The following is a 13,936-nucleotide window of genomic DNA, read 5'->3' as shown; positions in this document are numbered from 1 at the left end:
AGGTAAAAAATACATTTGATTTCTGATAAATAGGTAATAATGTTTTTTTATTCGTTTGATTATAACTTTATCTTTGGATTAAACAGTTGAAGAGTACTCGATACTAGTAATTATCAATCAATAGTCAATGATTAAAAAACTAAAAATTAAGTTACAATATGAGATTAATTAATCAAAAATGGAAATCGATCTGTTTGCTAATTTTATGCAGCTGTCTTAGTCACACAGCTAGCTTTGGTCAACAGACATGGGAACGAGTTTATGGAGGAGCAGGCAACGAATCTGCAAAATCAGTACAACAAACAACCAATGGAGGATATATTGTAGGAGGATATACCAATAGTTTTGGTGGGAGTGATGCTGATATGTATTTGGTGAAACTAGATGCTTTGGGAGATACCTTGTGGACAAGAACGTATGGGCAAAGTGTTTGGGAAGAAGAAATTAATGCCCTTCAACAAACATCAGATGGTGGATACATCTTAGCTGGACAAAGAAGAATGCCATCTGGAGTATCTTCAGAAAATATTTTTCTAGTAAAAACAGATGCAAACGGAGATACGCTTTGGACAAAAAGTTATAATAGTTTTGGTGCTTATGATAATGCATACTCGGTACAACAAACAACCGATGGCGGTTACATAATAGGAGGAAGAGGAAACTACCCATCTGTAAATACATATCTAATAAAAACGGATGCCAATGGAAATGCCTCATGGACAAAAACATATGGAGATGGAGGAGGAGAAGCAAAAGTGGTACGTCAAACAATAGATGGAGGCTATATTTTAGGAGGAATTTATGAGCAGTCGGGCGTAAATATTTGTGGGATTGTAAAAACAGATATGAATGGAGATACACTTTGGACATATCGTGCAGCAATAGGTTATCATACCAATATCCATGATATACAAGAAACACTAGATGGCAACTATATCGTAGTAGGTCAGACCCTAAGCCAACACGCTCCTAATGCTCCTTATAATGGTTTGATGTTAAAATTAAGTGCAACAGGTTCTGCTATATGGATGGCTAATTCTTTGGGGATAGGAATGCCTAACAAGTCCTTTTATGCTGTTTATCCTACGGCAGATAGTGGCTATATCGTGACAGGAACAGAACAAGAAGCTATTTTTAATACTGGACAAGGATTTGTAGGATTTGATTATCACTTTATTTTAGAAAAAAGAGACGCTGTGGGAGATTTGGTTTGGACTAGAACATTCAATGGAGATTATGGATACGATCTTCAAGAGACAGCGAATGGTCAAATCATTGTAGTAGGGCAAACCGATGCTTATGGCATGGGGGGAGATGAGATGTATGTTATCTTAACCGATAGTCTTGGAAATTATTTAGGTGGACACATCGAAGGAACCGTTTATCAAGATGCTGATGTGAGTTGTACGCAAACAATAGGAGATATTAACTTGGCGGGTATTGTTGTACAAGCCTCTTTAAATGGGGCAACAAATTTTAATTATTATGCTACTACAGATACTGCTGGACACTATGTTATTCCATGTCAGCCAGGAGCATACACAGTGACAATTCCAAACTTGCATCCGTATTATGATTTGAATTGCCCTCAAAATTCAGGAACAATTATCGCTCAATCTTATGATACGATAGATTTTGCTCTAGAAGCAACTATTTCTTGTCCTGTTATGGAGGTCGATGCTTCTGTACCTGCTTTAAGAGCAATTATGCCAAGTGTTTACACCGTAGAGTATTGTAATACAGGAACGGATAGTGCTCAAAACGTAGAAGTAACTGTTGAGTTAGATTCGTTTCTAAATATACTAGGGTTTTCTCAAGCGCCAGTTAGTCAAGTAGGAGATACGTACGTCTTTAATGTAGGAACAGTAGAGGTTGGCGAATGTGGTACCATTAATATTACTGTTCAAGTAGATACTTCAGCTATCTTAGGACAAACGCATTGTATTGAAGTTTCGATTACACCTGATTCTTTGTGTCTGCCCAACAATTGGACAGGTATGCTGCTAGATGTGGAAGGAAAGTGTCAGAATGATAGTGTCTTTTTTGTAATCGAAAATATGAGTTCAGCTAGCACGCTTACCCCTAGAACGTATTGGGTGTTTGAAGATAATATTATTATGAGAACAGGTACGGTAAACGTTCCAAATGGAGGTACAGCTGTTGTTTCTGTGCCCGCATTACCAAGAAAGTTTTATAGAATTGAAGTAGAACAAGAGTCTGGTATTCCTTGGACTGTTTCAGATCCGATTGTCAGTGCTTTTGTAGAGGGCTGTGTGCCAGACGGAAGTGGTTTGTTTAATGTTGGTTATCCTACTCAATTTCCAAATGGTCACTCACCTACTTTTAGAGCTATTAGCTGTCGACAAAACAACGGTTCTTACGATCCGAACAACAAAGAAGCACAACCAGCAGGGTACAATTCATCGCATTATATTGCCCCTAATCAGTACATAGATTATCAGATTAATTTTCAAAATACAGGAACAGATACTGCTTTCTTTGTTACCTTGATCGATACTTTATCGCCATATTTGGACCCATCAAGTATTCAGGTAACTAGTGCTAGTCATCCTTATACTTGGAGCTTGAAAGGAAATGGAATACTAGAAGTAAAATTTGATTATATCATGCTGCCAGATAGTAATGTCAACGAACCAGCATCTCATGGTTTTGTGAAATTCCGAATCCAGCAGAACGCCAATAATCCATCAGGAACAATTATCAATAATTTTGCCGATATCTACTTTGATTTGAATGCTCCAGTGCGTACGAATACTACTTACCATGAAATTGGAGTGAATTTTTACATCTTAACGGTTGTGCCCTTAGAAGATGCACCACAAGTAACGGTCAATGCTTATCCTAATCCATTTACTTACGGAACAACTATTGAAGTGGAAGGAGCTGAGTATGATAATTTGACTTTAGTTGTTTACGATGTTATGGGACGACAAGTAGCAACGTTGTCAAAAGATGCCACGAATCAGATAGAATTGCCTCGAAATAATTTAGAAAAGGGTGTTTATGTGTTTAAATTATTAGGAAATGGTGAAGCTATTAGTTCTGGAAAAATTGTAGCACAATAAATTTTGATTGTGTACAGTAGTTTGTTCATTACCTTAGAATTAATTTGATTTTGCTGCCATAGTTTGGTTTTAGCGGATGATCATTTGATTAAGTACAGTACAAGAGGTGTATGCCCACATTGGTAACCATTAATTGGTTACTGGTGTGGGATTTTTTTTCTAAATACAGCATCTTCTATAGGATATTTTGTAACTTCATTTGCACGAACTTCGGGGGGGGAGGTTGATAAATAAAAATCCATAACCACGGAGTAGCAGCAGAGCTAAGTATTAATCTAAAAAAGATAAAATGATATGGCAAAAAAAGATCAAGATATATGGATAGGGCTAGCACATGTAAAAAACATGGGGGTTAGCAGAAGTGTTGGGAATGGAGATGGTGCACAAACGTACATTGCGATTAGGGCAAATGACGCAGAAGAATTTGAAGCAAAAGTAATTGCTATTTTTCGCCAAAACAATTTCCAAGTGTTGAGTCTTGATAATGTTGAAATTGAGTACGATGTACCTAAGGACGAAAGTGATCCTGTCGCCGCAGAAAAAATAGCTCTATTTAAACGATTGGCAACAGGAGCCTTATTTGCATGGGGGAGTTTCTATCCTTATGGGGAAAAAGCTTAAGGAAGTATAGATTAGATAGGAAAGCATATAGATGTCCATACATATTACCATTTTTCTATGAAAACAGCTACAGTTAAAGAACTTAGGGCAGAATTAAGTGAAAGAAAACCTCAAGAGTTACTCCAACTATGTTTGCATTTGGCAAAGTTCAAAAAAGAGAACAAAGAGTTGCTCACGTATCTGTTATTTGAAGCGGATAATGAAGATGCTTATATAGAGAAAGTAAAAAAAGAGGTTGTAGAAGCATTTGGCAACATCGATAGAAAGAGCTTTTATTATATCAAAAAAAGTGTTCGAAAAATACTACGGATGTGCATCAAGTATATTCGTTATTCTAAAAAAAAGACAACCGAAGCGGACATTCGTTTATTTTTTTGTCATGAATTGGTTCGAATGACCCCTTCTCTAAAACGCAGTAGTATTCTCAAAAATATTTATTTTCAGCAAGTTAAGATGGTTGAAAAAATTGTCACCAAACTTCATGAAGATCTTCAATATGACTATCAATTAGAAATTGAAGATCTTCAAAAAGCGTTTAGGAATCGGTAGTATACCAAACAACTATCAACTAAGAAAGAATTTGTTCTGAACGCAATTGTTTGGTATACAGATCATAGTATTTGCCCTTTTTTGACATTAGAGTTTGATGATTGCCGTCTTCAAGGATCGTTCCTTTTTGGATAACAAGAATGCGATCACAGTTTTTTATGGTAGATAGGCGATGTGCTATAATAATCGCTGTTCTATTCTCCAACATCTGTTGAATACTCTGTTGAATTTTTGCTTCTGTAATCGTATCAATAGATGAAGTAGCTTCATCCATGATCAAAATCTTTGGGTTGGGCAAAATTGCTCTAGCAAAAGAAATCAATTGTTTTTCGCCCATGGACAAGTTTTCGCCTTCTTCCCCTACTTCTTCATCCAATCGATCCATAAAATAAGTTGCTCCAATCAAATCCAACGTTTGAATAATTTCGGCATCGGTTGCCTCCTTTTTAGCATAGCGAATATTGTCTCGAATTGTTCCAATAAACAAATGAGGCGTTTGCAAAACCATCCCCAACTGTTTTCTTAAGCTTTTTAATGTTTTTGTGGTATAGTCGATGCCATCAATTTTGAGTTTTCCTGCTTTGGGTTCATAAAATCGAGCGACTAAATTAGCAATAGTCGATTTTCCTTCTCCTGTCGCACCCACCAATGCAATAGATTCGCCAGCTTTGATATTTAGGTTAAAATTACTTAAAATAGCTTGTTCTGGATTGTAATAAAAGTCTACTTGATCAAACTGTATACTACCTTGAATAGCCTCAAAGTCTGTAGCAGTAGGGCTGTCTTTGATGTCTAAAGGTTCATCAATAAGTGAAAAAATACGCTCTCCTGCTGACAAGGAACTTTGTGCCCGTGCGTAAAACATGGAAATATCTACAATTGGAATAAAAATTTTAGTGGCATAATCCAAGGCAGCAACCAAAGTTCCAACAGTAATAATTGCGGGGACAGCAAGTACCATTTTTCCACCAAAGTAAACAACAAATGCGGCAGCAAACGAACCCGTTAAAATAACCAATGGAATATACATGGCAGTATAGTATGATGCTCGGTAGGAGGCTCGTTGCATTCTACCACTAAGGACTTGAAATTCTCGACTAACTCGTTTTTCTTGTGCCGTGCTTTTGTTAACAACAATCCCATTAATATGCTCCGAAAAGGTAGCCGTTAATTCACTGTTTATTTTTCTAGAAGCTCTAGAATATTCCAAAACAAGCATTCTTATTTTTACAGAAATAAGTAACATAAAAGGAATGGAAAGGGCTACGATTAACCCTAATTTCCAACTGTAAAAAAATAGCACCACTAAACAGAAAGAAATCATTGAGACTCCCCAAAAGGCTTCTAGCAACCCCCAAGAAATAACTTCCGCAACCCGATCTGTATCTGACGTTAAACGTGTCAGCAACCAACCAGAAGCCGAACGATCATAAAAAGAGAAAGATAATTTTTGTAGACGATCAAACATATCTTTACGCAGGTCGTGCATAACGTATTCTTGAATACGCCCAGCATACCGAATAAACAAATAAACTCCTATAGCCTGTACGATGCCAACCAATAAAAATAGCCCTGTGTAATAATAAATTAAATAAAAATCTAAATCATAGGTTAAGCCTTGGTCTTGTGCTAGTTTTATGGCTTCTAATTGAGGTGTAATGGCATCGTCAATAGTTACTTTTAGTAATAATGGAAATAAGGCATCGGCAACAGCGACAACCATTACCCAAAAAAGTAAGCCCAATACCCAACGTGGGTATTTCCACGCATATCGACCAATCCTTTTCAAGAAGGGGAGTAGGGCTCTCTTGTTGTCAAATTTTTGATCAACTAATTTTGTCGTTTTCATGATAATATTGACCTTAGAAAAATTACTCAATAGACGCTTCGATACTAGATTGAATATCGAATACCTCTTTGTAAAAAAGATTGTTTTGTAATAGGGTTTGATGATTGCCAAATTCTAAAACTTGTCCTTCTTTTAAGATTAGAATTTTATCAGCATGTTGTACAGACGTTAATCGATGCGAAATGATGAGCGTTGTTTTATCTTTCATCCTCTTATTTAAAGCTTCTTGTATTTTAAATTCTGTTTCTGTATCAACGGCAGAAGTAGCATCATCTAAAATTAAAATTTGAGGATTACTCAGTAGTGTTCTAGCTAGAGCAACCCGCTGTTTTTGACCACCAGATAACGTAACTCCCTTCTCTCCAACCAACGTATCGTATCCTGCACTCATTTTATCAATAAAATCAGTCACACAAGCATCGGTAGCCACTTGTTCAATTATGTTATCAGATACAGCATCTTGGGATAATAGTTTCAAATCTCCATGCAAATCATTTCGAGCATAAGCAATATTGGCATAAATACTAGTAGAAAATAAAAATGGTTTTTGTAAAACAACACCCAATTGTTGTCTCAAAAATAGCTTGTCATAGCTCTCTAAAGGTTTGTCGTTGAGCCAAATACTTCCTTTGTTTGGTTCGTAAAATCGTAGTAATAGTGCAATCAAGGTAGATTTTCCAGCTCCAGTTGGTCCCATTATAGCTAAGGTCTCTCCATGATTAATTTCAAAACTAACATCCTTTAAAGCCCATTGCCTAGAAGCAGCATTAGTCAATTCTTTTTCTGACGCAGGACTACTTTGAGGATAGGCAAACCAAACATTTTTAAATTCTATTTTTCCTAAAGATTCTACAGGAGTTGATGTTGGAGAAGCATGATACTCTTCAACATCTGCATGTAATATCTGAGTAATTCTCTCCATAGCTACCCCAGCCATACCCAATTGAGAAACAATTCTTCCAAGGTTTCGCATGGGCCAAGTTACCATAATAGCATAGGTGAAAAAGCTGGCGTACTCACCAATTGTAATCTCACCTAATAAGGAATAATACCCTCCTGCAAAAAGAGACAAAGCGATTTGAATGTTAACCAACCAATCTGATAGAGGCCAAAAGACCATGTGCAAATCGATATGTCGAACACCAATACTTCGTTTAGCTTTGTTTTGTGCTGCAAAGCGAATCGTTTCATTGGTTTCCTCTGCAAATGCTTTGACTACTCGAATGCCAGATAAATTCTCCTGGATGATAGCCGTTAGTTTGTCTTGTTCATTTTCGTGTTCTTCCCAAACCGATTGTTCCTTCTTGAAGAAAAAGTAAGAAGTGAGGATGATAGGGATAAATAAAACGACAGAAATAAGTGCATAAGTTGGATGAACCAACCACATCATCACAAAGGCACCAATGGCAATAGCCAACAACCGAATTAATTCAGATATTTGAGTTCCAATGAATTTTTGTATGGTTCCAACATCACCCGTACAGCGTTGAATCAATTCTCCTGTAGGTATTTTACTCATTTGGGAGAGTGATAACGTTTGTATGTGTGCAAACAACTTATCTCTAAAATTTTTAATGGCCTTTTCTGTACTGCTAGCAACTAATATGTTGGCAATAAACCAAGTAATCGCTTTAATACTGACAATACCAACCAATAAAATACCAATACAGAATAAAACCCAAGTCAAATTATCAGATTGTATTGTTGGTAATACCTTATAAAAAAGACCAACCAACCAGTCTGGTTCATTGTTTGTGGTAGATGGATCGAAAAATTTTATGACGCCATCTACGGCTATTTGTATAACCTTAGGTTCTAACATTCTTACCAATGAAGAGAAGGTTAAAAGCAATCCTGCAATCAAGTACCCGGTCTTCCATTTGTCTAAGACTGCCCAAAGTTGGTAAAATTTTTGCATGATAAATTTGTATTAAAATGATCTCTAAATTTTGGTAAATAGCTATAGGGAGAGGTGTTAAAGTGCGTGAAACAGCAAAAAAGAAGGAATAGTTCCTTTTTTTTAGATAAATTAGAGTTCTACAATCACGGAAAATGTTATTTATTTGTTAAATGTAATATTATTATTAATTTATTGTGTTGTGTGAAAAATCTTGGAAATAAGAGAATTTCTATTGTTGACAGGATAAATTCCCTTAGCAAATGTACTTAAAATACGTTATAATAGTTTGTCTAAAAATTGTCTAAAAAAATTGAGTAGCACCCATTAACAACAATATTATACCCATTTTTAATTGTCAGAAAAGTTCGATTCGCTTATGAAACAAATCTACGGCTTGTTATTATTACTATTTATAATCACAGGATGCCAACAGCAACAAGTCCCTGAAGTATTTTATGATTTAGATGCTCAAAGTCTTATAAATCAAACTAGAGCTATGCAGGAGTTAATTTTGTATCAAGCCCCTCTTGAAACAATTATAGACAAAGAACTGCAAGTATTTCATGGTCGAGTTGTCAATATAGATGCTCCTTCTAGTGATAGCCCAGCGATTGTTCAGATAGAGAATGAGATGGAAGTTATTTTAGAGTTTGAAGTAGAACAAGCCGTTGCCGATTTGATGACTCCAGAAATGCACTTAGCTGTTCGTTACATGCGTGAGCAAAAAAAGATTAACGTTGTAGAAATAAAAAAAGCACTGTGGTAGGTCCACAGTGCTTCATTGCTTAGGTATTGTCTGTTCTTATGTCTATTTGATTACATCAATTTCCACTCTACACTCAATGATTTTTCTAACCAAGAGAAACGAATAAAGGAAAAGCTCCAAGGAAGACTTTTTAACAAGATATCAAAGGTTTGTTTTTCAACCTCTAACAACCATTTATCTTCTTCTTCTCGAATAGAGCCTTGACGAATCAAAAAGGAGCCTCTCAAAGAGTTGGGAGTCATGTTTTTCATTTTAGCCCAATTTTTGATAACACCACCCAATAAACTTTCTGCTGCTTGTAGTTCTTTGGGATCAAATTCAACCCTAAATGGAACCGGATCGCTTATAGGGAAATTACAGAATATTTTATTTAAGACAAGTTCATTTTCAGGAGCTTCTGTTTTGCCAGTTACTAAATATTGCAAAATGTGAATGGCTTTATATTGCGCTTCTTCATCTACAAATTTTTTGTCTTTGACATAACCCAGCATATCAAACAATCGGGCAACAAAAGGCCAGAGCAATACCATCCCTGCGTTATAGACTTGCAAGGCTTCTTTAATTGGCGCAGGAGCAGGAGGTGTTGGAACTCGTTTCTTTTTTTCCTTTTTCTCAATAGGAGTTTCTTTTCTGATAACGTCCTCAATGATAAACTCTTTTTCTTGCTCTAGTTCTTTTAGTTGTGCTGTCTGTTCTGCTTCTTGAGCTTTGAGCAGTTGAAAATCTTCATCTATTAGATTGTTCGAACGCAGAATGCGATCATTTTGTAATTCTGTAAAGATGGCATCAATATTAGTTCTTAATTGTTTAAAATCTTGGCGTGTTTTTTCATCTCTTGCCACCTCGTACATCTCATCGACTTGAAACTTTTGCTGTTCCCATAGGACTTCTATTTCCTCTGCTATTTCTTTTAATTCTTCTAATTTGGCAGCCTTCTGCAGGCGTCTTTTTAGGCGATCTTGCGCAGTTTTGAGCAAGGTAGCATACGAACGCAAGTTTTGTTGATCTTTTCGTTGAATGGTACTTTTGATCTGTTGCTGTAATGCTTTTCTAGCAGGGGTAAGTAGAGTTGGGTTTTTCTTATAATGAGTTTCCAAGGCATCCCATCTCCGCCAAAGTTCGATAGGAGCTGTTTGGTCAATATCATCCAACAAAGCTTTTTGTTGTTGGTCCAAATCAACTGACTGTTTCAGTTTTTCCAAAGAAATGACTTGAGGTTTTGCCTGTTCCAAAAGCTGAATTAGCGTTGATCGGTAGAGCGTAGCACTTATACTTTGAGCAATACGTTCTAAATCTTGGAAAAAGGACAAATGATCTGGCAAACTATCTCCTAAATCATCCAATAAATCAGGAAGTAAACTTAAAGCATCTGGAGCTTCTTTTTGCAACAGTTCCAAGAGCTCAATTTGACGTTCAATCAAAGAGGCTTTAAAAACGGGAGGAGCGGGCAATTTTGCTTCTAACTTGCTTTTCGCAGCTTTTTCTTTAACCAATTTTTCAGTTGCTGCCAATTCAGTTTTCAACACTGCAATTTGACGCTCTACTTTTCTTAATAATGGAGGACGAAGCTGGGCTAGTAACTTGAGTTGAGCGATATGTTGGGCAATTTTTCGCTTTTTCTCCAATGCTTTGAATGCATCTTCATCTTGACGACTCTCCTCTAATTCTTTTAAATCTTGACGATGTTTTTCAATCAGTTGATTTAATTCTGGTAAGGTATATTTCTTTTCTGGAATGCCCTGTGCTTCTGCCATTTCTTCAGATAATACATCAATTAACTGAGCAGAGGTCTCGGTATATTCTTTAGAAACAAAATTAATTTGCTCATTTAAATTGACTAAAACCTCCATATCCGTTGCCTGTTTTTGTTCCATTTTTAAACTGTCAACTTCTAACATTAGAATAGAGACAAGCCAAGAACTACTAGGGTTACTTAACTTTTTAACCTTTCGTTTCCATTCAGACAAAATAGCAAGGGGGGATCTACCCGAAGCCTGATGCTTGGCTAGCAAGATGGCTTTTACATAATCTATGGTATCAAAATTAGCCTGTTGCTGTGCCAACAAATGGTTGAATAGGACATCTTTTTCTAGCCCTAATTTAGAGTCGCCAAACACCCGTTCAAAATCTTTGAAGTGCCGTTGTACAGGCAACAACGCTTTGGGACGAATAAGGTGAATAATTTCCCAAAAGATGGCTTCTGGCATTTCATTAATAATAAAATGCCGAGCATTAGACAGGCGCAAGAGGTTAAAAATGACATAGCCTGTATCTTGTCTATTATTTTGAATTTGTTCCAAAAGCAACATTTCAAACTTTTCAGGCAAATCATATTTGTACTCTTTGGCTCTTTTGGTGATCCTGCCCGTCGAGAGAAACTCTACCAATAGCTCTAACTTTTGCGTATCGTTGAGATAAATTCCCTCTTCTTTTAGTTGTTGTTCTTGTTCCTGTAGGATTTGTTCCCGCTCTAAAGCGATCACTTTTTTATCCTCAACCAAGGCCTGATTCCATTCAAACCAATCGCTATCTTGATTTCCATTATTTTGAATAATATTGCTACTATATTCAATTAGTTTAGTGGGAGATAGGTTATAAAAACGAGCAGTCTGTAAAAAAATTTCCTTATTAAAATCTTGAGCGCTAAACGGTTGCTTGTTGCTGAGCAAATATTCTAAAATAATACCCCACTGAAATTTTTTGCTATCCGTATTTTTTAATTTTTCAAAACCTTGCGAGTAATGTAACGTAAATAATAAACTAGCTTGGTCAAAGATCGTTTTTTTTGCAGTTGGATATAGCATTTCGATAACAGATCGAATAGCAGCAGTAGAAAGCTGATTGATAATACGTTCCCAAACAACAGGGTATTTACCAATATTTTGAAGAGTACGTTGCAATTTTATAGGATCTTGTTTGGCAAATTCTAAAAATAATTCTTCGATAGATTGCCTAGGTAAATCCTCTGCCCACCAAGGTGTAGAGCCATATTTGAGCATAAAAACCAAGGCATCTAATTTTGAAGTTCCTGTCGGTTCTATTTTGTCGGGTTCTACTGTATTGCCTTCTAGTACATCCAATGTATCTTTTAGAGCCGTATCGAGCGCTTTGGCTTGTTCCTCTAAATCTTTAATATAAGCTTCTAGTTGAACATACTCTTTTTGTAAGGCAGCTCTTTGTAAGCGCAATTGCTGCTTTTCTTCGGAGGTAATAGGGCTACGCAAGGCACGGTTAATATCCGCCAAAAAGAGTTCGATATCTTTTTTATCTAAATTGAGTTGTTGCAATACATTATTGATGGCACGATGGTGCCTTCTCATTCGGTTGTTGGTTTGTTTTATTCTGTATTTGGCAACGCCATGCACTTCTGTGTGCAATTTTTGTTGATCAGCCAACAACGCCGCAACCTCTTTTTTTAAGACATCCTGTAGTTTGGCAAATTCTTTTTCTGTATTGTTCAGACGCTTTTCGAGTTTGGCTTTTTCGTGGTCTTTGGCAATGTTTAGTTGATTTTTTAGAGACAAACGTTGTTTTAGTAAGACCTCAATTTCCAAAGGCATATCTATATCTCTTAGCTCTTCCATGTTTTTCTCGAGCTGTTGAATGCTTTTTGTTAGTGTTTTGAGCTCTTTTGCCTCATTATCCGACAGGGTACCTTTCGTTTGTTTGTCAATAAGTTTTCTTAACGTCCGTTCTAACTGTTGATATTCTTTTTTGGCTAAGCGTAGTTCCTTACGTTCTTTATCTAATTTGGTTTGCACATTTTTGTCTAACTCTTCTAACGTAGAACGAATGGCTGTTGCTTTCTTCTTTCTACGAACATTTTTATAGCTTTCTTTGACTAGAGTTGTATAGTCTGTTTGAGTAACCGTAGAGAATGTTTCTAAAACGGATTTTATAAATGTTTTTTTGACAAACTTATGCTTCTTTTGTAGAAAAAAATACTCTAAAACTTCTGTTAGAACGACTTCTTTTACCTTTGAATTAGTAATGGTTTTTTTGACATTTTGGCGAGAAGAAGTTAGAAATTTAAAGTCATTGATGGTATTTGCAATAAACTGTATGTTCTCTTTAGGAGTTGGGGTGAGCAGTTCTAATATTTGATCAGAAGGAAACTGAAAAATCAATCGGCGCATCGAATTGGGCTGCTCAATGAGGCGCTCAATCATTCGCTGTATTGGAACCAATTGATGCTCTAGGAGTGTCTCAAAAAGTTCTTGAAGTGATTTTTGAGAATCAACATCTGCCCAATCTGGAATGGCGCCAAATTCTAGAAAATATTCAAGGATTTGAATGTCTTGATGTTGTGTTTCAAATCCAGCTCGAACCCTTGTTTTTTGTTTGCTAGGTAGTTTTCGGTTTTGTACTTCCTCAATTACCTGCTGAGTAAATGATCGTTCATTGTATTGAACCGTTCCCGTTGATGTGCTGCGATCCAAGGCATAGTTAATAGCAGCACTAATAATGGCTTTTTCAGATGCATTCCCCAAGCGTTTTTTTAAGGTTTCTATCTGTTTTTTGGCAAGAGCGGTATTGTTTTTATAAATTAAATCAAAAAGCAATTGCAATTGTTTGACAGAAAATTGTTGGTACAACCTTTCTCGGACTTTTTTATCTTTGCGCAACTGAAAAATTCGCTGTACAAAAGTTCTTGCATTGCGGCTAGTTAAGTCATCGAAAATATCGCTAATAGTACCGTTTTCAGGGCTTGCCCAAGAAGGATAATAGCCCTTTTGCAAAAAGAACTCCAATAAGTTTTCTTTAGAAAACTTTTGTTTGCGACCACCACTAACCGTACTACTTTGCGCCCGCATTTGGTGCATTTTTTCCTTAAGAGCTTTTTCGATGATGCTGTTTATTTTGGTGGCAATAGCCCGTTCCAAATCAGCAGGTTCTTTATAGTTGATAGAGCCCAAGTCCAACTCAAGTTCATCGATTTGAATGTGAACACCAGGAGGAGCCAGTTTATCAAAAATGTCATTTAGTGCTTTTCCTATACGTTCTTTGAAGAAGTATAGAAAATTTTGTTGCAATTGATTAATTTCTTTCTCATCATCCATCCCAAAAACTTCGAGGTTGATGATTTGAGTTTCAATGATATGTTTATTTTCCTTCTTTGCCAAGGTTTTATAGTATGATTTGAGGTGACTATTATTTGTATAACT

General features: G+C 36.3%; 7 protein-coding genes. 4 read left to right on the top strand and 3 right to left on the bottom strand.

All coding sequences use genetic code 11. The features are described 5' to 3' along the window. The first annotated feature begins 158 nt into the window (after positions 1–158). The 3 genes from QP953_RS01135 to QP953_RS01125 all read left to right on the top strand — a co-directional run bounded on the left by QP953_RS01135 (position 159) and on the right by QP953_RS01125 (position 4,256). Positions 159–3,086 carry a T9SS type A sorting domain-containing protein gene (locus QP953_RS01135; RefSeq protein WP_309553699.1) on the top strand — a complete coding sequence of 976 codons (2,928 nt, stop codon included), beginning with the start codon at positions 159–161 and terminating at the stop codon, positions 3,084–3,086. A gap of 294 nt (positions 3,087–3,380) precedes the next feature. Next, positions 3,381–3,707, top strand: coding sequence for a hypothetical protein (locus QP953_RS01130; protein ID WP_309553698.1), 327 nt, complete (start codon positions 3,381–3,383; stop codon positions 3,705–3,707). 57 nt (positions 3,708–3,764) lie between these two features. After that, positions 3,765–4,256 carry a hypothetical protein gene (locus tag QP953_RS01125; protein ID WP_309553697.1) on the top strand — a complete coding sequence of 164 codons (492 nt, stop codon included), beginning with the start codon at positions 3,765–3,767 and terminating at the stop codon, positions 4,254–4,256. Positions 4,257–4,275: 19 nt separating this feature from the next. On the opposite strand, the gene QP953_RS01120 is transcribed toward QP953_RS01125, so the two are convergent. Beyond that, entirely contained in the window at positions 4,276–6,105 is a 1,830-nt protein-coding gene (locus tag QP953_RS01120) for an ABC transporter ATP-binding protein (protein ID WP_063833090.1), read from the bottom strand. A 22-nt stretch (positions 6,106–6,127) separates the two neighbouring features. Then, on the bottom strand, positions 6,128–8,023 hold the full coding sequence (locus QP953_RS01115; protein WP_309553696.1) for an ABC transporter ATP-binding protein: 1,896 nt from the start codon (positions 8,021–8,023) through the stop codon (positions 6,128–6,130). A 358-nt stretch (positions 8,024–8,381) separates the two neighbouring features. Here QP953_RS01115 and QP953_RS01110 point away from each other — a divergent pair, with 358 nt between their 5' ends. Beyond that, a complete protein-coding gene (locus QP953_RS01110; protein ID WP_052596382.1) occupies positions 8,382–8,771 on the top strand; it encodes a hypothetical protein in 390 nt (129 codons plus the stop codon). Positions 8,772–8,821: 50 nt separating this feature from the next. Here the strand turns inward: QP953_RS01110 and QP953_RS01105 are convergent, their stop codons facing one another. Next, the gene (locus tag QP953_RS01105) at positions 8,822–13,894 is read right to left on the bottom strand and encodes a contractile injection system tape measure protein (RefSeq protein ID WP_309553695.1); all 5,073 of its coding nucleotides are present in this window, start codon (positions 13,892–13,894) and stop codon (positions 8,822–8,824) included. Between the last annotated feature and the right edge of the window lie 42 nt (positions 13,895–13,936).

This window comes from Aureispira sp. CCB-E, assembly GCF_031326345.1.
Lineage (GTDB): Bacteria > Bacteroidota > Bacteroidia > Chitinophagales > Saprospiraceae > Aureispira.
The sequence above is the reverse complement of the archived record's forward strand: the minus strand, read 5'-3'. Positions and strand labels throughout refer to the sequence as shown.